This window comes from Sorangium sp. So ce363, from assembly GCF_051520435.1.
Taxonomy (GTDB): domain Bacteria; phylum Myxococcota_A; class Polyangia; order Polyangiales; family Polyangiaceae; genus Sorangium; species Sorangium cellulosum_B.
The window spans coordinates 6,676,310-6,696,727 of sequence record NZ_CP150333.1 but is presented as its reverse complement, the minus strand read 5'-3'; the positions used below and the strand labels follow the sequence as shown (position 1 = coordinate 6,696,727).

Here is a 20,418-nt window from a genome sequence, read left to right as displayed (position 1 = left end):
CGGCGGTCGAGGGCGCGTCAGTCGCGCGGCGGGAGGACGTCGCCGGACCGGCTCGCCCGCAGGCACCCCTCGTCGAGGCCCAGCTTGCACGCCTTCGTGAACAGCTCGACCGCCTTCCGGTCGTCGCGCTTCACGCCCTCGCCCTCCGCGTGCAGATGTCCGAGCTCGACGCAGGCGGGGGCGTTCCCGCGCTCGCAGACGCGCTGGAACAGCGCGGCCGCGCGCCCGGGATCGGCGCTCGCGCCCTGGCCGTGAAGGTAGGCCCTGCCTGCCGCGAGGCATCCGAGGTTCGCGCCCGCGTGGCATGCGCGCGCGTGCCAGTAGAGCGCCGCCTCGTCCGCCTCGCTCGCCCCGCCGGCGCCGTCTGCGCGCGCGAGCCGATCGTGGTAGGCGTCCCCGAGCCGCAAGCAGCCGCGCGCGCTCCCCTCCGCGCACGCCTTCTCGAACAGCGTCATCGCTCGCTCCACGTCGATCGAGACGATCGCTCCGCCCAGGTACATCGATCCCAGCGTCACGCAGTCCTCGATCTGGTGGTCGGCGCAGCCGTTCGTACAGCCGACGAGATCGTCCGCCTCACAGGGCAGCCGCAGCGGCGGCGGGGCCGCCTCGGCGCTCGCCGCGGCTCGCGGCGTCGCCGCGCGCCCCTCGGGGGCAGGTCGGCCCGGATCGGCAGGGCGCCGCGCCGCGGTCGCGCCGCTGCAGCCGCAGAGGAAGAGCGCGCCGAGGAGCGACTGGGCGAGTTCGCGCACGTGCATGCTCGAACTCATGACACACAGGGAGCGCTCTCCCAATGCCGCCCCTCGGGCACATTCAACCCCGCCGCGTTTGCCCCGGGCGCGCACGTTTGCCCCGGGCGCGCGGGGTAAGGGGGGCGCTCCAGGGCTGGTCCCGCGCCGGGCCTCGGTGTACACGGAGACGATGCCCCAGATGAGCCCTCCTCCGCTGCAAACGCTTGATGAGCCGAACCTCGAGGCGCTCGTCGAGCTGATGTTCCTCGCGGCGTTCGCCGACGGCGAGTTCAGCCCGGAGGAGAGGATCCATTTCGCCCGGAGCGTAGAGTCGCTCACGGATCGACGGATCCCGCAGAGCACCATGGACACGCTCCTCCAGACCGTGGTGGAGCAGCTCCACAAGGAGGGCCGGGCGGCCCGGCTCGCGTCGCTCAAGGAACGGCTGGCCAGCCCGCAGGCCCGGAAGGTCGCCTTCTTCCTGGCCGCTCAGGTCGTGGTCGCTGACGGGATCGTCAGGAGCAGCGAGCGCGAGCTCTTGCTCGACGTCGCCGCGGCGCTCGAGCTCGATCAGGCCGAGGCCGCGGAGATCGTGCGGAAGCTCGCCGCTTCATGAGCGGCCGGCCGCCCTCGGCGCGCCGCGTGCGGAGGGACAGGGGCGCCCCCTGCGCCGCGAACGCGGGCCGCGCGCGGCGGGGTGAACGGGCGTCGGCGTTTTCGGTTACGATGGGCTCGCCGTGACCTGGTCCTCCACTGGCAGTTTCCTGATCCCGTTTCCGGTGCCGGGCTCAGCGCTGACCTCCACCCGGGGGACGTACGTGATCGGGGCGCTCATCGGCGACGGGCAGTATGGCTCGGTGTACGAGTGCAGCGGGCCGTTCGATCAGGTGTACGCCCTGAAGATGCTGCGGCCGGCGAACAAGCCCTACCAGGTCGTCAAGGAAGAGTGGTCGCGCGAGATGCTCCGCCTGGAGAGCTTCCGCCACCCGAACATCGTCTACATCCACGACGCGTTCGAGGTGAATTACCTGTTCTACCTGGCGCTCGAGCGGTGCGACACGAGCCTCCGGGCGCTGCTCGGCGCCCCGTTCCAGCCGCCGCTGCTCCTGGAGCTCGCGCGCCAGCTGCTGATGACGCTGCAGTACCTGCACGACAACGGCGTCGTGCACGCCGACCTGCACGCGGGCAACGTGCTCATCTCGCAGCTCGACCACAGGCCGCTCGTCAAGCTCACCGACTTCGGCGTGGCGCACCAGCTCGACGGCGTCACCCGCTGGTTCCGCCCGCAGGTCGCGAACCCGAAGATCCTCGTGCCAGAGCTCGTGACGGCGGGCTACACGACGACGCAGAGCGACCTCTACCAGCTCGGCCTGCTCATGTACCAGATGCACACCGGGCAACCGGCCATCGACGTGAACGTCGCCTACGAGGAGATCACGCGGCAGATCGCCGAGGGCACCCCCCGGCAGAAGGCAGAGGCGCTCGGCACGCCGCTCAGCCAGGTGATCGCCAAGCTGCTGCGCCGCCGCGACGCCTACCGCTACCACTCCGCGCGCGATGTCTGGGACGATCTGCGCCAGCTCCGCTGGGCGTAGCGCAATCTCCGCTGCGTCCCGCGCGCGTTCCGGGCTAGATCTCGCGGCATGATCGCCGCCGAAACGCCACGCGTCGTCTCGCTCACGCCCGCGGTCTTCCACCTGCCGGACGCGGTGAACCAGGTCTCCCGCACCTACGGGGAGAGCCCGATCGTCCCGCGTGGCCCCCGGCTCCGGCCGCTGCTCGACCGGGCACGGCACGGCATCGTCGAGGCCCTCGGCGCGCCCAGCTACGAGGCCATCCTCCTCACGGGCTCGGGATCGACCTCCATGGCCGCCGTGCTCGGCTCCTGCTTGCGGCGCGACGAGCGGCTCCTCGTCGTCCGGAACGGCGCCTACGGCGACCGGATCTTCGAGTACGCCGCCACGCTCGGCCAGCCGGTTGTCGACATGTGCCTGCCCTACGGCGAGAGGCCGGACCTCGCGAAGATCGAGGCCACCCTGGCGGCGGACGAGGTCGACGCGGTGGCCATGGTCTACGGGGGCACGTCGACGTGCACGTTGAACCCCTTGCCCGAGGTGGGCGCGCTTGCCCGGAAGTACGGCAAGAAGCTCCTCGTCGACGGCATCAGCGCGCTCTTCGTCGAGCCGCTGGCCCTCGAGGGCTCAGGCATCGCCGCCGTCATGGGCTCGTGCAACAAGGGCCTGCACAGCCACCCGAACCTGACGGTGGCGCTGGTCCGGAAGGACCTGCTCGCCGAGATGGAGCGGATCCCCGCCCGCGTCCCGAGCCTGGAGCTCCACAAGACCTGGCGCGCCCAGCAGGGCGGCGCGCACCCCTACACGATCGATCCGATGAGCCTCTGCCAGGTGATCGCGGCGCTCGATCACCTCGCCGCCACCGGCGGCGTCGCCGGGCGTCACGCCGTGTACCAGTCGCGCTGCGCGATCCTGCGCCCCGGCTACGAGCGCCTCGGGCTGACGATCGCGCGCTGGGAGAACATGCCGCTCCAGTCGATCGGGACGGCGCTGCACATCCCGGCCGGGCGGACCTACGACGAGATGGCGAGCCGGCTCGCCAGCGAGCCGGTCGATGGGCACGTGTTCGAGATCTACGCCGCCCAGGGGAAGCTCTCGGACCGGCTGTTCCGGATCTTCCACATGGGTGAGTACCCGCTCGAGGCCTACGAGATCTTCCTCAAGGCGCTCGCGCGCGTCGTCTGAGCGCGGGGCCCGCGGCTCACTTCGCGCGGCCGCCTGCGGCTCACTTCGCCTCCTTGGGCGCCTCCTTCTTCTCGGCCGGCGCGGCGGGCTTGTCGCCCTTGGCCGCCTTGTCGCCCGCGGGCTTGGCCGCCTTGTCGGCCGTGGTCTTCCCGGCCTTGTCGTCCCCGGCCGCGTCCTTCGCCGCGTCGCCGACGCCGAGCAGCTCGATGTCGAAGACCAGCGTCGCCTTGGCCGGGATCTTCGGCGGGCTGCCCGCGTCGCCGTAGCCAAGGCGGGAGGGGATCGTGAGCTTGCGCTTGCCGCCCACCTTCATCCCGGCCACGCCCTGGTCCCAGCCCTTGATGACCTCCGACGCGCCGAGCGTGAACTCGAACGGCTCGCGGCCGACGGAGGAGTCGAACTCGGCGTTGTTCTTCAGCAGGCGCCCCGTGTAGTGGACGCGGACTTTGTCGCCGTCCTTCGCCTCCGGGCCGGTGCCCACGACGGTGTCTTCCTTGATGAGATCGGCGGGCTCCGGCTCGGCGGGCTTCACCACCGGCACGGCGCTGCCCGGCGGCAGATCCGGCTCGGGGACCTTCTCCTCGCAGCCCGCGACCGGGCCGAGGAGGACAGCGCAGGAGATGGCGATGACGATTTGGAGGGGCTTCATGGCGCCACGTCTTACGCACCTAGCGCGGGGCGATCAACGGTCACCCGACGCGCACGGGGCCTCCCGGCCGTCCGGGTTTCCGTTGCAGCGCTCCGGCCCGCGCGGTTAGGGTGCGGCCACCTTGGCTCGCGCGTTCTCCGTCGCTGCCCTGGCGATCGCCGAGGGGGGCGCCAATGCCGTTGGCGCGGTGCGCTTCACCTGCGCCGAGGCGGAGCTCGAGGTCGAGCTGGTCCGGGTCGCCGGCTACGCCGAGGGGTTCGCCTTGGGCGCCGTGGCGGCGCCGGTCCGCTTCGGGGTGCCCTACACCGCGATCCGCGGTCTCTTCCGGCGCGGCAAGGCGCTCTGCGTGGCGCTCGATCCGTCCGCGTGCTCGCCGCACAACTGCTTCGTCCTCGCGCGCTTCGAGGGCGATCTGCCCGGCGTGCCCGGCGTGACCTCGCCGGCGGCGATGGAGGCGATGGAGAGCGCCTACCGCGCGCGCCTCAACGCCCGCATGGCGAGCTGGATCGCGCCGGCGCCGCTCGGCGTGCTCGCGGCCGCCCTGTCCCCCGACTATCTCGCGAGCGGCCCGCTCGGGACCGCGTCGCTCGCGTGCCTCGTCGCGCTCGCGACCTGGCTCGCGCTGCGCTTCGTCGCGCGGCTCGCGACCTGGGGAGGGCCGCCCTCGGACCGCCTGCGCGACGCGCTCGTGGCGGAGATGTCGAGCCGCATGGGCTTTGCGTCGGAGCGGCTCGCGGCCGCCCTGTCCCCCGGCTCGCCGGCTGCGCCCGTGTTCGCGCCCCGCCCGACGCCGCTCGGCGAGCGGCCGGGGCGCGAACAAAGGCGCGGCGTCGAGGAGGGGATCGACGCGCTCCCGCTCCGGGCCCGCGTGCTCGTGCCCGCGGCGCTCGCGGTGATCGGCATCGTGGCGACGATGGCGTTCGTGCAGCGGTTCGCGGCCCCTCGCGATCAGCCGCCGGCCGAGCGGCAGGCGGCGCGCGGCGTCGGGCAGGCGACCCGGGGAGCCACGGCCGCGCTCCTCGCGAGCGAGGTCCGGGAGCGCGCCGAGCCGTCGTTCCCGCACTGCCTCTGCGATCGCGCCGACTCGCCGCTCTGGCGGGCGGGGGTGCCGATCCTCAGCCTGCTCGGATCGACCGGGCCGGACGACGGCGCCGGGGTGATCGCGCCGATTCTGCGGCGGGACCGCGCGGACGACGACGCGGAGAGCGAGGCCGGCGCGGGGCAGGGCGACGCCGCCGGGGAGCAGGGCGACGCCGGGGCAGAGCCGGGCGACGCTGGCCGGGACGGCGGCGCGACGCGGCCCGCGCGCGGCCGTTACGACTTCGAGCTCGCGGTCGTGAACAACAGCGGCGCGCCCGTCAGCGACTTCCGCGTGCTGCTCACGTTCGCGCGGCGCGATCGCCGCGGCGAGCGCGCCGGCATCACCGAGCGCGGGCTGTTCTGGGAAGGCGCGCTCGGGCCGGGGCGCGCGGTGAAGTGGCACGTCGAGGCGCCCGGGACGGAGGTGAAGATCGAGCCGGGCGTGACGGGCATGCTCGACGGCGAGACCGGCGTGGCGTCGCCCGACGCCTTCTTCCAGCTGACGCGCGCGCGCTACCGCGTGGTGCGCATCCACGCGGCGATGATGCTCGCCTGGCTCCGCGACCCGCGCGCCCGCGACGCGCTCGTGTCGCTCCTGCCCGCCGCACCCGCGGAGGAGGCGATGCTCGGCCGGATCCGGCGCGCGACGGCCGATGTCATCCCGTGCTCGGCCGCGGTCGTCGAGGGGCGGCTGCGCGCGTGCCTCTTCAACGGCGGCGTGAATCCGGCGCGCGGCGTGACGCTGCGCGAGGTCGCGGCGGGCGAGGGCAGCGCGCCGCGCTCCTGGCCCGTCGCGGCGACCCTTCCGGTGCACGAGGGGGTGGAGGTGACGCTGCCCCTCGAGGGGAGCGCGGCGCCCGAGGAGCTCGAGGTGGTCCCGCAGGACCGATGAGCCGATGATGGGGGAATGAAGAGAGGCTTCAGGGCCGCGCTCGCCCTGGTCGCCCCGCTCGCCGCCGCGCTGGCGCCGCTCGCGGGGGCCCGCGAGGCCGCCGCGTGGGCGCCGCTCGATCTCGATGTCGTCCCCCGCTGGCGCGAGCTGCCGGCCCGCTACCACATCAACGGGGGGACGATCCCGGGGCCGCTCTCCGGCTTCGCCGCCGCCAGCATCGAGGCCGGCTTCGCGGCCTGGTCGAGCCCCGGTTGCACGGCGTGGGAGGCCGAGCTCCTCGGCGACACGGGGGACGGCTACGACTTCGACGACGGCAAGAGCGTGTTCCTCTGGATCAGCGACGGCTGGCCTGGCGAGCTCGGGCAAGCCGACTCGGTCATCGCCGTCACGATGCCGGTCTGGGATGCCGACGCCGTCATCGGCGAGGCCGACATGATCTTCAACAACGTCGGCTTCTGCTGGAACGACACGGGCGATGGAGACTGCATCGATGTGCGATCGATCGCCACGCACGAAGAAGGGCACTTCCTCGGCCTGGGTCACACGAGCGTGCGCGGCGCGACGATGCTGGGGTTCTACCCGGGCGGCACGTCGGCGCGCACGCTCGAGGAAGACGACATCGAAGGGGTCTGCGCCCTCTACCCGATCGCCGGGACGAGCGCCGCGAGCTCGGGCGGCGGCGGCTCCGGCGCGGGCGCGATGGCGGCCTCGGGCGGAGCGGGCGGCGCGGCGTCGGGGAGCGGGGACAGGCCGAAGAGCGGCAATGTGGACGAGGCCGAGGGCGACGCCGGTTGCTCCTGCTCGGGCGCTGGCCAGCCGCCGATCGCTCCCGGCGCCCTGCCGATGACGGCGCTCGGCGCGCTGCTGGCCTTCTGGGGCCGGCGGCCGCGCCGGACCCTGCGCGAGCGGCAGCGATCGGGCGGGGTAGGAGAGCGCGCCCCCCGCGTTGTCGCGCGGACGGGTGCGCTTTACAACCCAGCGCAGCCGGGGCAAACGTCCCGCCATGCCCGAGCCGAGCACCGCAGCGTTCGAGGCGGAGGTCGCGCGTGCCCTCCGCTCCCTTGAGGCCGACAGCTCCGTATTCGCCCTCGATCCGCTCGGCGATCCGACCGGGGCGGCGCGTGTCCTCTCGGCGGAGGGCGGCGGCGCGCCGCTGATCCTCCGGGCGGCGCCCGAGCTTGGCGCGCCGCGGCGGGAGCAGGATACAGGCTTCGGCCCGGCGCCGCGGGACCCCGTATGGCTCCGGATCGAGCGCGGCGCGAGCGTCCTCCGGCTCGCGCCGCTGAGGCTCGCGGGCGCCCGCCACGCGCGGCCCGAGGCAGGCGGCGCCGGCGGGGCCGGGGAGGGCACGGCCGAGCCTCGCGACGCGGTGAGCGTCCAGGTGATCTCGGAGCGGCGCCCATGCTGCGGCGCCCCCACATGCGCGCGCGAGCGGACGTACGTCGCCGCCTGGCTCGCTCTCGCCGCGCCCGCGCCTGCGCGCGTCACGGCGGCGCGGCGTCTGCTCGTCGCCGAGGCGCAGGATCTCGAGGCCGCGCGGGCGGAGGCGCTCGTCGAGGCGGTGGCGGCGCCGCTCGCGGCCGCGCTGGGCGTCCCGCTGGAAACGGCGCGGGGTACCGAGCCGCCCGGCGCCATCGCGCCGCGGTCCCTCCCGGAGCCTGCCCCGACTCCACCGCCAGCGCTGCCGGCCGCCGCGCTGTCGCGGTTCGCGATCCGGAGCGAGGGCGAGCTCCTCGTCTTGCGGGACCACGCGAGCCACGGCCCGCGCGGCTCGGCGGCCCGCAACGCGCTCATCGGGGCCGCGCTGCTGCTCGGCGCGCTCGCGCTCTGGATCCAGGTCATGCGGAGCGTCTCCGCGGGCGACAGCGGTATCGCCATCGGCGTCGGCAGCGCCGCCGCGCTGCTCTCGCTCGCGGGCTACGCCTTCCTGGGCGTCGCCAGGTTCTCGTCCCGTTACGCGGCGCGCTCCGCCCCGGTCGTGTCGTTCGGCCCGGGCCGCTTCGTCGTCGCCCCCTGGGTGAGCCGCACCGGCGCGATCGACCTGCGCCCTGAGGGCCGGCTGGGGGCGGCCATCTCCGCCGGGGAGGTCCGCGACATCCGCGTGCTGCCCCGCGGCGACCGGTTCGCGGTCGAGATCGAGACCGACCACGGGCCCATCGACGCCCTCCTCACCGAGCGCGAGGACGTCGCGCGCTACTGGCAGGACGCGATGGATCGCGCCGTCGCCTCGGTGCGCCACGCCGGCGGCCCCTCCGCCAAGCAGCGCCTCCGGGCGCGCGCCCAGGCGCAGCAGGCGCCCGCGGCGGGCTGAGCCGTACCGGCGATCGCCGCCTGCGTACGACCTCGGGTGCCCTCAACCTGGGTCGCCCTCAACCTGGGTCGGACGACCTGCCCTCGACCTTGAACAGCCTCAACCTCGGTCGGTCGCCCGCAACCTCGGTCGGTCGCCCGCAACCTCGGTAGGTCCCCTCAACCTCGGTCGAAGTGTCCTCAACCTCGGTCGGTCGGGTCGCCCTCAACCTCGGTCGGGGCGCCCTCAACCCCGTGGCGGACGCCCTCAACCCCGTTGCGTGCCGGGCTCGGGCTCGATTCCCCTTGTGCACCGCTCTGTCCCATGTAATGAACTCGTTCAGTGAACGCGTTCACTCAAAGATCCGGTCGGCGCGACGCCCAGAAAGACGCGACGCGCGCCCGGATCCTCGAGGCCGCGCGCGACCACTTCGAGCGCCACGGCTTCGAGGCCGCCAACGTCCGCGCCATCGCCGCGGACGCGGGCGTGGCCGCCGGCACGGTCCTCCTCCACTTCGCCGACAAGCGCGACCTGCTCCACGCCGCGCTGTTCGACGACCTCGCCGCCACCGCGGCCGAGGCCGTCCGCGACGAGGAGCCCGGCTCCCTCGAGCAGCGGCTCCACCGGCTCGGGGCCGCCTTCTTCGCGTACTACGCCCGCCGGCCGGCCCTCTCGAAGACGCTGCTCCGCGACGCGCTGTTCGCCGACCCGCCCTGGCAGGCCCGCTTCACCGAGCAGGTCGCCGCCGTGCACGGCCGCGTCGTCGAGCTCTTCAACGCCGCCCGCGCGCAGGGGGAGGTCGCCGACGACGCCGACCCCGCGCTCTTCGGCGTCGCCTTCTTCTCCTTCTACTACTTCGCGCTGATCGCCTGGGCCCAGGGCGCGCACCCGTCGCCCATCGCCCTGCTCGATCGGCTCGTCGCTCAGCACCTCTGCGGCCTCCGCCCCGCAGCCAACGTCAGGAGGGCTCGATGACGTCATCCATCATGTTCCGCAGTCCAGAGGCGCGCGCGCGCATCGCGGCGTGGTTCGACAGGTTCCACGAGAAGCTCCCGGTCCCGACCCGATCGCGCGAGGTCTCCACCCGCTTCGGCGCCACGCACGTCCTCAGCGCCGGCCCCGAGAACGCCCCGCCGCTCGTCTGCCTGCACGGCGCGCTCGCCAGCTCCGCGCACCTCATGCCCGAGCTCGGCCCGCTCCTCGCGCACTACCGCGTCCACGTCGTCGACGTCATCGGCCAGTCCGTCAAGAGCGCCGACGTCCGCCTGCCGATCGACGGACCCGGCTACGCCGAGTGGCTCACCGACGTCCTCGACGCGCTCGGCCTCGCGCGCGTCCACCTCCTCGGCGTGAGCTGGGGCGGCTTCGCGGCCCTGCGCATGGCCCAGGTCGCGCCCGCCCGCATCGACCGGCTCGTCCTGATCGTGCCGGCCGCCCTGGTGTCGGGCTCGGCGTGGCAAGGCCTCACCCGCATCGCGATCCCGATGGCCCTCTACCGCGCCTTCCCCTCGGAAGAGCGCCTCGCGCGCCTCGTCTCCGGGCTGTTCTCCACGCACGACGACATGTGGTGCTCCTACTTCGGCGACGCCGTGCGCGGCTACCGGCTCGATTTCCGCCCGCCGCCGCTCGCCACGCCCGCGTCCCTCGCCGGGTTCACGCGGCCTGCGCTCGTGTTCGGCGCCGACGACGACGTGAGCTTCCCCGGCGCGAAGCTGCTCGCCCGCGCGAAGGAGCTCCTGCCGCGCGCCGAGACCGAGCTGCTCGAGGGGTGCCGCCACTCGCCCCCCACCGACGACGCCTTCCGCGCGCGGCTCTGCGAGCGGATCTCGCGCTTCCTCGGGAGCGACGCCGCGCGTGACGCCGCCGACGTCGCGCCGCCCCCCGCGCCGCCCGGGCTCGCCGCGCCGGTCGCGTGACCCTCCGCCGCGCTCCCGCCTGCGCGCGCCCCTCAGTGCCCCGACACGTCGTCGACCTGCGCGAACGCCTGAATGAGGCGCTCGCGCGCCCGCGCCGACAGCGGCGGCGCCTCGATCGAGCGCACGTTCTCCAAGAGGTGCTCCACGCTGCTCGTCCCCGACAGGATCACGTGCGCCCCGGGCTCGTCCCTGCAGAAGCGGTACGCCGCGTCCGGGAGCGACGAGGCCTCGTCTCCTTCCAGGAGCCGGTCCAGCCCCTCGTCGCCGAGCTCGGGCGACACCTTGCCGCGCGCCGCCAGATCCGCGAGCAGCTCCCGCAGCCGATCGGGCCGGCTCAGCGCGCGCCGGACCGCGAACATGATCAGCGTCCCGATGTCCTTCGCCCGCGTCAGCGGGAACACCCGCGCTCGCGCCGACTGGTTCAGAAGGTTGAACCCGACCATCACGACGTCCCACACATCGTCGCGGAGCGCCTGCTCGAGCGTCGCGTGCGTCGGATCGGCGGCGAACGCCTCCGTGATGCCGAGGAAGCGGATCTTGCCCTGCTCGCGCAGGCGCAGCAGCACGGGGACGATCCGCTCGCGCAGATCGGCGTACTGATCCGGCAGCACGCCATGCAGATGGTAGACGTCGATGTGATCCGTGCCGAGCCGCTCGAGGCTCGCATGCAGCGACGACACCACGTCTTCCGGCCGGAGCGGCGCCTCGAGGCGCGTCGTCTTCTTCGTCGAGAGCACCACGCGGTCGCGCGGCACTTCGCGGAGCGCTTTGCCGATGAGCCCCTCGGTCCCGTACGCCTCCGCCGTGTCGATGAAGTTCACGCCGCGCTCGATGGCCGCACGGACGAGCCGGAGCGACTCGGCCTCCGCGATGCGCCCGGACCCGAGCCGGCTGTCGCCGCCCGCACCCAGGCCGAGCACGCTGACCTCGAGGCCGGTCCGGCCCAGGATGATTCGATTCACGATGGTCCTCTCCCTCGATGAACGGTGATCGTCACGGCGCCCACGCCGGGCCTGGGCTCACTCCTTCGGGGCGACCTTCCACGACGTGAACCGCCGCTCGACGCGCATGAGCAGGTGATTGAACGTCAGCCCGAGCGCCGTGATGGTCAAGATGCCGACATACATGCTCGGGATCTGGAAATTGTATTGCGCGTAGATGATCAGGTATCCGAGCCCCGCCTTGGCCCCGATCATCTCCGCCGCGACGAGGACGAGCAGCGAGTACGCGCCCGCCAGGCGGATACCCACGAAGATCGTCGGGACCGCGGCCGGCAGGATGACCTTGCGGAACAGCTGGAGCGGCGACAGCCCCATCGTGCGCGCCGACTTGATGAGCAGCGGATCGACCCCGCGCACCCCGCTGATCGTGTTGAGCAGGATCGGCCAAGTGCACGAGTAGATGACGAGCGCGATCTTCGAGGACTCCCCGATCCCGAGCAGCAGCAGGAACACGGGCAGGAGCGCGAGCGCCGCGGTGTTGCGCAGCACCTCGAGCAGCGGATTGAGCGCGTCCGCCACGCCCTTGTACCACCCGATCGCGAGCCCGAGCGGCACGCCCACCGAGATCGCCAGCGTGAAGCCGACGAGGGAGCGCGACAGGCTCGCCTTGATGTGGCTCAGGAGCTGCCCGTTCTGGAGCAGCTGCCACCCCGTCCCCAGCACCTCGGAGAGCGGCGGGAGGAACGCCCCCTCCACGAGGCCCACCCGCGGCGCCGTCTCCCACAGGGCGGCGACCGCGAGGAGGATCCCCGAGCGCGCGATGGCGCGGCCGATCCACCGGGACGCGTCGCCCACGAGCTGCCCTTGCTGTGACTCCTCGGGCAGCGGAATCGATTGCTCCAGGCTAGCCATTGACCGCCACCACGCCCGCCACGGGGCGGCTCTCCGCCGCGCGCTTCTGCCGCTTGCTCCGCTCCTGCTCCTCGGCCTTCAGCACCTCCTCGCGCAGCAGCGTCCAGATCTCGTGCCGCAGCCTGCCGAACTCCGGAGTCGACCGCGCGTCCTCATAGCCCCGGATCTCCTCCGGGATATCGATGACCCGCTTCACCCGGCCGGGCCGGGACGTCATGATCGCGACCCGCTGCCCGAGGAACACCGCCTCGTCGATGCTGTGCGTGATGAACAGGATCGTCTTGCGCGACTTCTCCCAGATCCGGAGCAGCTCCGCCTGCAGCGACTCGCGCGTCTGCGCGTCCAGCGCCGCGAACGGCTCGTCCATCATCAGCACCTCCGGGTCGTAGGCGAGGCTCCTCGCGATGGCCACCCGCTGCTTCATGCCGCCCGACAGCTCGTGCGGATACCGATCCTCGAAGCCGGAGAGGCTGACCAGATCCAGGTAATCCTGGGCGATCTCCTTGCGCCGGCTCTCCGGGATGCCCTTGGCCTCGAGCCCGAACTCGACGTTCTCGCGCGCCGTCCGCCACGGGAACAGCGCGTACTGCTGGAACACGATGCCTCGATCGAGGGCCGGGCCCGTGATCGGCTTGCCGTCGAGCAGGAGCTTGCCGCTGCTCGGCTTCGACAGGCCGCCGAGCAGATCGATGAGCGTCGACTTGCCGCACCCGCTCGGCCCGACGAGGACCATCAGCTCGCCGGCCCTCACGTCGAGGTTGAGGTCCTCGATGGCCGTGAACCGCGCGCTCTCCTTGGCGCCGGCCGGCCCCTTGACGGCGAATGTCTTGCTCACATTGTGGAACTGGATCTTGTTGCTCATGGCTCCTCCTGCTCCCGAACCTCGACGAGGGTGGGGCCCCTTCACGGACCGCCCTTCCAGAACGGGTTGAACTCGTCGGTGTACAGCTCGCTCCGCCGCACCTGCTTGAGCTCGCCGTTCTCACCAGCCAGCCGATCCACACCTGGAGCTCGCTCTCGCCGATGAGCCCCCCTTGCCGGCCACGCCCGCGCTCCGCCAGCACTTCAGCGCTGACCAGCCGAGCGAGGCGAGCGCGAGCAGCAGCGCGGCGAGGCTCCGCCAGGCGATCTCAGCGAGGGGATGGCGGCCGTCGGGGGTGGGACGAAGAGGTCCAAACGCGTTAGGAAAGTCGAGCCCATCCAGCATAGAACGACCGCAAATCCCGCAATCCGGTGCGCACCGTCGCACCGCGATGAGGCCCATTCAGGCGCGGTCGTGGAGCGCCATCCTCGACCGTTCCGCTGGCGTTGAGCACGCCCCGTACCAAGCGTGAGCCGGCTCCCTAGACGCAAATCCGCTATAACAGATGGCGGCCTGCTGCTGGAGCAGCAGGCGCTTGCTCGCGGAGTGTTGCTACAGCAACAGTGGATCCGTCCTTACGAACCCAGGGCGGTCTGCGGATGGTCCGACGAAGACGAATGGCAGTTATTTCGACGTGCGCGAACGCCCAGGGTAAATTTCCACCCCATGACCGCCGCCACCACGTCATCGGGAGAAATCGACGCCGAGAAACTCGCGGGCAAGCGCGCACGCCTCTTCGAGCGAGCGCCGGTCGCGATCGTCCAGTACGGCAAGGAGCTCACGATCGAGGACTGGAACGGCGCGGCCGAGCGCCTGCTCGGCCACGCGCGGAAGGAGGCGCTCGGCCAGCGCGTGGACGAGCTCCTGTGGGCGCCCGGCAGCCCCGACGGGTGGCAGCAGCTCCTCGCGGAGGACGGGGCGGCCCCCCGGGTGTGGAGCCACGCCAGGAAGGACGGCGCCGTGCTGAGCGTCGAGTGGCGCCACGAGCGCATCCTCGACGAGCACGGAGAGGTCATCGGCGTCGGCGTGTTCGGGCAGGACGTGACGGAGCGGACCGAGCAGGCTCGTCGCCACCATCAGAGAGAGGTGATCCTGAAGGCCATCACGCAGTCGCTCCCGATCATCGTCTGGGCCATCGACCGCGAGGGGATCTTCACGTGCCACGAGGGCAAGGCGCTCGAGGGCATCGGGCTCCAGCAGGGCGCGCACATCGGCAAGAACGTGTTCGACCTCTACGCGAGCAACCCGCACGGGTGCGAGGTGCTGCGGCGGGCGCTCGCGGGCGAAGCGAGCCATTCGGAGTCCCTGACGCACGGGGTGTTCTGGGACAACTGGGAGGTCCCCATGCGCGACGAGCAGGGCGAGGTGTTCTCGGTCGTCGGCTTCACCCTCGATATCAGCAAGCCAAAGAACACCGAGCAGGAGCTCCGGTCCAGGCTGGAGCTCATCGAGCGGCAACAGCGGGTCATCCGCGACCTGTCGACTCCCATCATCCAGGTGTGGGACGGCGTGCTGACCCTGCCGATGATCGGCGTGCTCGACAGCGCCAGGACAGCGGAGGTGATGGACACCCTGCTCGATGCGATCGTCCGCACGGGCTCGCGCTTCGCCATCCTCGATCTCACCGGCGTCGAGCTGGTCGACACGAAGACCGCGAGCTACCTCCTCGATCTCGTCGCCGCGATCAGGCTGCTCGGCGCCGAGGGCATCGTCGCGGGCATCCGCTCGAACGTCGCCCAGACCATCGTCAGCCTCGGGCTCGATCTGGCCAACATCACCACCCTCGGGAACCTCCGGGCGGCGCTCCAGTACTGCATCCGTCAGATGAGCAAGGAGCGCGCGGCCGGCGCGGCGCACGCTTCGCTCCACGGCGCTGCTCCGCGGCCCGCGTGACAGCGCCGCGCGGACGACCGCTCCGGCGCGGCGCTCCCTCGGCTCCCCTGCGCTCCCTCACGATCGCCGCGCTGGCTCACGGCTTCCGCGCCGTCGGCTTCGCCGTCTCCGCGGCCCCCATCGCCCTGGCCAGCGCGTCGACGACGACGCGGACCGCGGCGCGCGCGGGCGCCGCATAGACCGCGAAGCTCGCGCGCTTCGAGGCGCCGTACTCCGGCAGCACGCGCCGCAGCGCGCCGCTCTCGAGCTGATCCTGGACGACGTAATCGGGGAGGTTCGCCAGGCCGACGCCGGCGACCGCGGCGTCGCGCAGCGTGATCGTGTCGCTGGAGCGGAATGTGCCGCTCACCGGGACGACGCGCTCGCCCTCGGGGCCCACGAGCGTCCACCGGGCGACAGGCTCGAGGTTGAGCGTGATGCAGTCGTGGTCGGCCAGGTCCTCGAGGCAGCGCGGCGTCCCGTGGCGCCGCAGGTACCGCGGGCTCGCGCAGAGCACGCGCAGGTCGTCGGCGAGCCGCCGCGCGACGAGGGAAGCAGGGGAGATCTCGGCGGCCAGGCGCACAGCCACGTCGATGCGCTCGGCCACCAGATCGACGATGCGGTCGGTGAGGTCGAGATCGATGCGGAGCTCCGGGTACCTCGCGCGACAGGCCAGCACCGCGGGCGCGACGCGGATCGAGCCGAGGACGGTGGGCGCCGAGATGCGCAGCGTCCCGCGCGGCGTCCCGTCGAGATCCGCGACCGCCCGCTGCGCCTCCTCGATGTCCGAGAGGATCCGGTCTGTGCGCTCTGCGTACAGATTCCCTGCCTCCGTGAGGCTCACGCGGCGCGTGGTGCGCCGGAGGAGCTGCGCGCCGAGGCGCTCCTCCAGCCGCGCGACCTGCTTGCTGACGGACGACGACGTGAGCCCGAGCGCCCTCGCCGCCGCCGAGAAGCTCTGCCGTCGCGCCACCTCGAGGAACGCCCTCATCTCACCGAGGTGACCGCCCGCCGGATCCATCCCATTCGTTCCTTCCGCGACGCAATCCTCGTCGGCGGGCCAGCATTATCACACGCGCGTCCCGGATCTAGTTTTCTGGAGCGCGAGGCGACCGCCTCGCCGCGAAGGAGGCATTCATGCTCACGCAGGCTCGCGGGCACACGGGCGTCGCGCTGCTCCTCTTCATCCTGGCCGCCACCCTGGTCGCAGATCGGCTCGCGGCGACGCCCCCGGCGCAGGGCGGGTCGACCCCGCCGAGCGCGCGGTACGACATCGCGCAGATCGACCCGCGGGGCCACGCGAACGGCGGGCCGCGCGCCGCCGGCGCCCCGGCGGCGGCTCAGGCCACCCGATCGATCGCCCCCTCCACGCCCTCCTGCTTGGAACAGTGCGCACAGCAGTAGAACGCCCCGCCGGCCTCGATGCCGTGCCCCACGATGCGGCAGGCGCAGTGGGCGCACACGGGCGCGAGCTTGTGAATCGCGCACTCGAAGCAATCGAAGGTGTAGCTCGTGCCGCCCACCATGATCTGAAATGCCTTGTCGTAGCTGTTGCCGCAGCAGTCACACGTGTTCATGGAAACCTCTCGACGGTTAGGGGATGACGTTGCGCCGCGCGCCGAGCGCGGCCGGCCCTCGCGATCACCCCGGGCTCCTTGGGGGGCTGCCCTGGCGCCGGCGGGTCTTCGATCTCCGGAGAGCGCTCTCCGGGCGCCGGTGGAGGGGGCGGGGGATCCCGACGCGCCGGCTCGCCAGGATCGGGATCGCGCCGCGGAGGCTCGCGCGGCGCCGGATCCTGCACCGGCGGACCCCGTCCGGGATCGCCGACGGGCTCGGGGTTGGGCGTTCCTCGGGAGGGGGGCGCATTCACCGGCATGGACGGTTCTTTCCTCGCGCGTCCTTGGCTGACCTCGTGTTGACGCGGTGCAAACAAGGCTGCATGAACCGCGCCACGAGCGCTTCCGAGCGGAGCGGCTCGACAGCGCGACGTGCTGCGCCCGCGCGGCCTAGTACGCGCTCGCCGCGGCCCTCCACGGCGCGCATTCCTGTCACAGTGAGGCGCCGCTGCATGGCTGGGGCCGGCGCGGCGCGCCGCCAACGCACCTCCACCTCCGCGTGCGCTCGCGTGGCGAGGCGCCGTCCCGAGCACGCCCGCGCGCCGGATCGGGCTCAGCAGGCGGCCGCGAGCGAGCCGGATGGGCCCGCCCGTCGGCCGCCAGCGCTTCACTTCGGGAGGAAATGAAGGATCTGCCTGAGCGCCTTGGTGAGGCTCTCGGCTTCCAGCACGTCGGGCAGCACGAGCACGCCGAGCACGCTGAGGCCGATGCCCATCAGCGAGCCTCCGGCGATCACGCCCGCGCAGATGGCCTCGGTGTTCTCCGCGGCGAGCGCGTACCAGGGCCGCGCGGGCGGCGCGTCCGAGCGCCCGCCCGGCGCCGTCTCGCTGAGCCGTGTCTCCTGCTCGCGCTTCTTGTGCCAGAGCGCGGCGCGCCGCTCGAGCAGCCAGAAGAGGAACGAGCCGAGGAACATCGACCAGATATCGGTGAAGTTGAGGATGAACGCGAGCCCCAGGGCGACCGCGGAGAGGGGGAATCGGTTCTTCGTGACCTGCCTCGTGATCTCGACGAGGATCCCGATGATCGCCCCGACCACCACCGCGGACTTGGCCGTCGGGTGGAGGAAATCGAGCCCCTTCATCAGCACCTCGGCGACGGCCTTCCACGTGAGCGCGCTCGGGACCGGCAGCCGCTCCGTCCCGTAGCGGCCGATGTCGCCCTGGATGAGAACGAGGTACCAGACGGGCACCGAGAGCACGAGCCCCGCGACCGTCCCGAGCACGTGCCCCATCGCCTGGTGGCGCGGCTTGCCGCCGAGCATGTAGCCCGGCTTGATATCCATCAGCAGGTTCGCTGTGTTGCTCGCGACCTCGGCGGTGATCCCGGCCGACATCAGGTTCGTCGTGATGTTCTTCGGCGCGAGCGCGCCGTAGGTGAGCTGCGTCAGCTTGCCGAGCGCCCCGGTCGGGGTGATCGCCGTGATGGCCGTCGAGTTGACCGCGATGAGCGAGAAGATGAAGACGAGCGGGATCGCGAGCGCCCCGAGCCACCAGGAGATCCCGAACCAGAGCTGCCCGAGCACCACGATCACCACGCCGACGATGGGTATGCCGATGATCGACAGCTTCACCGGGAGCTCGATGTCCGCGAGCACGTCGGTCGCTCCACCCTTCTTGGTGAGGCCCTTGAACGCGTCGATGATCACCTTGGGCTTGGAGAAGAAGGCGTAGAGAGAGGACGTCGTCATGCACGCGACGCCGCCCCACAGCGCCCAGAGGGTGATCGCGCCGAACCCGAAATGCCCGTTCTTCGGCAGGATGATCCCGCGCTCGATCAGCAGAGGGGCGAGGACCCAGTAGTTGAGGATGCCGCCGAGGAGGAGCGACACGCCGGTCCGGATGCCCATCAGGCCGCCCGTGGCGACGAAGATGATGCTCGTGTCGAACCGGATGGTGAGCTCGTTCAGGGGGGTGCCGCGGATGGCCGGCGAGAGGCCCGAGCGCTTGAGCAGATCGGCGAAGCGCCCGCCATAGAGGAACTCGTCGTAGTAATGCGGGATGTTCTTCAGCGCGAAGAGCGCGCGCATCACCTTGTCGTCGCGGAGGAGCTCGAGCGCGGCGCTCAGGAGGCCGCCGCCGAGGAGGAGCTTCGCCTTGAAGAGGCCCTCCTTCTCGTCGCTCTCGTGCAGCGCGTCCATCACGACGCCGGCGGCCATCCCCTCGGGGAAGGGCTGCTGCTCGTCGTTGATGAAGCGCTTCTTCATCGGGAAGGCGAAGAGCACGCCCAGGATGGCGAGGACGAACATCCAGATCATCGCCTGGCCCATGGGGATGATCGTCGTCGTGACCATCGAGTAGGCCGCGAGGCTCGTGAAGAGCGGCGCGTTCATGTATCCGGCCGACGTCGCGATGGACTGCATCGCGTTGTTCTCGAGCACGGTCATGTCGCTGCCGAGGCCGAGCCTGGAGAGCACCTTGAAGAGCCCGAAGGCCAGGATCACGCTCGTGATCCCGACGCCGAGCGACCAGCCGGTGCGCGCGCCGATGTACAGGTTCGTGAGCGACAGGAACGCGCCGAGGAGCATGCCCGTGATCGCCGAGCGCCACGTGAGCTGGGGCATGTCGCCGCGGTAGACGTTCTTCAGCCACCATGCGTCCTTCTCTTCGAGCGACATGGTGTGAACCTGCTCTGGCGTGAGCTGTTTGATGGCCATTGCGCGGCGACCTCCTCGCACCTTGTACCATGGTGGGCGACGCGCCGTGCATCTCTTCGGCGAGCGCCTACGGCGCAGATCTCGCCGATTCCCCGTTCGCGCCGCCGCCCCCGCGCCCGCGGCCGATCCCGGCGAATCCATGGCGCGGCGGAATTGCTGGCTCCGTGTCACGAGGCTCGCGCCCAGCGCGCCCGCCGTCGCGTTTCGCGGGCCCGGCCGGAGGCCGTCTCAACGCCGCGGAGCGTCCCTGTCGTCCTCAACGTCGCACCGGCCTCGGATACCCGCTCTGGGACCTCCCCGCGCGACGCGCTCCCTCCACGGGGGCCTGCCGTGGGCACGGAGCCCAATCGCCGGACCTGGGGAGCGCATCGGGCGTATGACCCCTCAACGCGCTTCTGGAGGGAGCAGGCGCACCATCGCCTCGGCGACGCCCGCGGCCGACGCAGGGTTTTGCCCGGTCACGAGGCGCTCCGCGACGACGACCTGCTTCTGCCACGGCGCTGCAGGCTGGAAGAGCGCGCCGCGCTCGACGAGCCGATCCTGGAGCAGGAACGGCACCACGGCGTCGAGCTTCACCGCCCGCTCCTCTTCGTTCGTGAACGCGCTCACCGCCTTGCCGGCGACGAGGTACTGCCCGGACGAGAGGCGCACGTTCACGAGCGCCGCGGGCCCGTGGCACACGGCGCCGACGACGCCGCCGCGCTCGTAAATGCTCGCGGCGACACGCGCGAACGCCTCGTTCTCGGGGAAGTCCCACATCGTGCCGTGCCCGCCGGCGAAGAAGACAGCGGCATAGCGAGACGGGTCGACGCGGTCCGCCGGCGTGCTGGCGTGGAGGCGCCCCGCGAGCGCGCCGCCGTCGAGGAACGGAGCGCTGGCCGGCTCGACTTTGTCGAGGCCGTCGAGCGGCACGCGGCCGCCGCGGGTCGAGGCGAAGTCGACGGCGATCCCCGCCTTCGTGAACTCCGCGTACGGGTGCGCGATCTCGGGCAGGTAGGCGCCCGTGCTCTCCCCGGTGGCGCCCTTCTTGTCGTGGCTGGTCATGGCGATGAGCACCCGCTGCGTCATGTTCTTCTCCTCGGTTTGCGCCTGGTTCGGGTGAGCGGTGTCGGGCGTGTTGCCGCCCGCGCACCCGGATGAGACGGCGGACAGGGCGGCGAGCAGCGTGGTCAACGCCGCGCGGCGCCCGGGGTGGCGATCTGGATTGGTCATATCCAACTCCTAGGCTCTCCGGCGCGAGCCCGGTAG

At 72.1% G+C, this 20,418-nt stretch carries 18 protein-coding genes; 9 read left to right on the top strand and 9 right to left on the bottom strand.

The window, feature by feature from the left end:
* Positions 1–17 precede the first annotated feature (17 nt).
* Complete coding sequence (locus WMF12_RS25145) at positions 18–755, bottom strand: tetratricopeptide repeat protein (RefSeq protein ID WP_437849633.1); 738 nt, start codon at positions 753–755, stop codon at positions 18–20.
* A gap of 163 nt (positions 756–918) precedes the next feature.
* Between WMF12_RS25145 and WMF12_RS25140 the strand changes: the two genes are divergently transcribed.
* The 3 genes from WMF12_RS25140 (at position 919) to WMF12_RS25130 (ending at position 3,487) form a co-directional block, all read left to right on the top strand.
* Positions 919–1,344: a tellurite resistance TerB family protein gene (locus WMF12_RS25140; RefSeq protein WP_437849631.1), complete on the top strand. Its 426-nt coding sequence runs from the start codon at positions 919–921 to the stop codon at positions 1,342–1,344.
* Between the two features lie 121 nt (positions 1,345–1,465).
* Complete coding sequence (locus WMF12_RS25135) at positions 1,466–2,323, top strand: serine/threonine protein kinase (protein WP_012237410.1); 858 nt, start codon at positions 1,466–1,468, stop codon at positions 2,321–2,323.
* 48 nt (positions 2,324–2,371) lie between these two features.
* Positions 2,372–3,487: a pyridoxal-phosphate-dependent aminotransferase family protein gene (locus tag WMF12_RS25130; RefSeq protein WP_437849629.1), complete on the top strand. Its 1,116-nt coding sequence runs from the start codon at positions 2,372–2,374 to the stop codon at positions 3,485–3,487.
* A 40-nt stretch (positions 3,488–3,527) separates the two neighbouring features.
* Here WMF12_RS25130 and WMF12_RS25125 read toward each other — a convergent pair whose 3' ends face one another.
* A complete protein-coding gene (locus WMF12_RS25125; RefSeq protein ID WP_437739181.1) occupies positions 3,528–4,136 on the bottom strand; it encodes an FKBP-type peptidyl-prolyl cis-trans isomerase in 609 nt (202 codons plus the stop codon).
* Between the two features lie 121 nt (positions 4,137–4,257).
* Between WMF12_RS25125 and WMF12_RS25120 the strand changes: the two genes are divergently transcribed.
* The 5 genes from WMF12_RS25120 to WMF12_RS25100 all read left to right on the top strand — a co-directional run bounded on the left by WMF12_RS25120 (position 4,258) and on the right by WMF12_RS25100 (position 10,314).
* Positions 4,258–6,108 (top strand): hypothetical protein, encoded by a 1,851-nt coding sequence (locus WMF12_RS25120; protein ID WP_437849627.1) that lies wholly within the window; start codon positions 4,258–4,260, stop codon positions 6,106–6,108.
* A gap of 15 nt (positions 6,109–6,123) precedes the next feature.
* Positions 6,124–7,173, top strand: a complete 1,050-nt coding sequence (locus WMF12_RS25115) for a matrixin family metalloprotease (protein WP_437849625.1) — start codon at positions 6,124–6,126, stop codon at positions 7,171–7,173.
* Positions 7,112–8,419, top strand: coding sequence for a hypothetical protein (locus WMF12_RS25110; protein WP_437849623.1), 1,308 nt, complete (start codon positions 7,112–7,114; stop codon positions 8,417–8,419). The genes WMF12_RS25115 and WMF12_RS25110 overlap by 62 nt, the downstream gene beginning before the upstream one ends.
* A 321-nt stretch (positions 8,420–8,740) precedes the next feature.
* Positions 8,741–9,373, top strand: a complete 633-nt coding sequence (locus WMF12_RS25105; protein ID WP_437849621.1) for a TetR/AcrR family transcriptional regulator — start codon at positions 8,741–8,743, stop codon at positions 9,371–9,373.
* On the top strand, positions 9,370–10,314 hold the full coding sequence (locus WMF12_RS25100; protein WP_437849619.1) for an alpha/beta fold hydrolase: 945 nt from the start codon (positions 9,370–9,372) through the stop codon (positions 10,312–10,314). The genes WMF12_RS25105 and WMF12_RS25100 overlap by 4 nt, the downstream gene beginning before the upstream one ends.
* A gap of 32 nt (positions 10,315–10,346) precedes the next feature.
* Here WMF12_RS25100 and WMF12_RS25095 read toward each other — a convergent pair whose 3' ends face one another.
* Genes WMF12_RS25095 through WMF12_RS25085 form a run of 3 tightly spaced genes read right to left on the bottom strand, consistent with a single transcriptional unit; the run spans position 10,347 to position 13,029 of the window.
* The gene (locus WMF12_RS25095; RefSeq protein WP_437849617.1) at positions 10,347–11,276 is read right to left on the bottom strand and encodes an aldo/keto reductase; all 930 of its coding nucleotides are present in this window, start codon (positions 11,274–11,276) and stop codon (positions 10,347–10,349) included.
* Positions 11,277–11,333: 57 nt separating this feature from the next.
* Entirely contained in the window at positions 11,334–12,167 is an 834-nt protein-coding gene (locus tag WMF12_RS25090; protein WP_437849615.1) for an ABC transporter permease, read from the bottom strand.
* The gene (locus WMF12_RS25085; protein WP_437849613.1) at positions 12,160–13,029 is read right to left on the bottom strand and encodes an ABC transporter ATP-binding protein; all 870 of its coding nucleotides are present in this window, start codon (positions 13,027–13,029) and stop codon (positions 12,160–12,162) included. The genes WMF12_RS25090 and WMF12_RS25085 overlap by 8 nt, the downstream gene beginning before the upstream one ends.
* A 666-nt stretch (positions 13,030–13,695) precedes the next feature.
* Between WMF12_RS25085 and WMF12_RS25080 the strand changes: the two genes are divergently transcribed.
* Positions 13,696–14,922: a PAS domain S-box protein gene (locus tag WMF12_RS25080; RefSeq protein WP_437849612.1), complete on the top strand. Its 1,227-nt coding sequence runs from the start codon at positions 13,696–13,698 to the stop codon at positions 14,920–14,922.
* Between the two features lie 76 nt (positions 14,923–14,998).
* Here the strand turns inward: WMF12_RS25080 and WMF12_RS25075 are convergent, their stop codons facing one another.
* From WMF12_RS25075 to WMF12_RS25060, 4 genes are all read right to left on the bottom strand, one after another.
* On the bottom strand, positions 14,999–15,922 hold the full coding sequence (locus tag WMF12_RS25075) for a LysR substrate-binding domain-containing protein (protein WP_437849610.1): 924 nt from the start codon (positions 15,920–15,922) through the stop codon (positions 14,999–15,001).
* A 319-nt stretch (positions 15,923–16,241) separates the two neighbouring features.
* Positions 16,242–16,478: a hypothetical protein gene (locus tag WMF12_RS25070; protein WP_272093661.1), complete on the bottom strand. Its 237-nt coding sequence runs from the start codon at positions 16,476–16,478 to the stop codon at positions 16,242–16,244.
* A gap of 646 nt (positions 16,479–17,124) precedes the next feature.
* On the bottom strand, positions 17,125–19,170 hold the full coding sequence (locus WMF12_RS25065; RefSeq protein ID WP_437849608.1) for an OPT family oligopeptide transporter: 2,046 nt from the start codon (positions 19,168–19,170) through the stop codon (positions 17,125–17,127).
* A 384-nt stretch (positions 19,171–19,554) separates the two neighbouring features.
* On the bottom strand, positions 19,555–20,382 hold the full coding sequence (locus tag WMF12_RS25060; protein WP_437849606.1) for a type 1 glutamine amidotransferase domain-containing protein: 828 nt from the start codon (positions 20,380–20,382) through the stop codon (positions 19,555–19,557).
* Between the last annotated feature and the right edge of the window lie 36 nt (positions 20,383–20,418).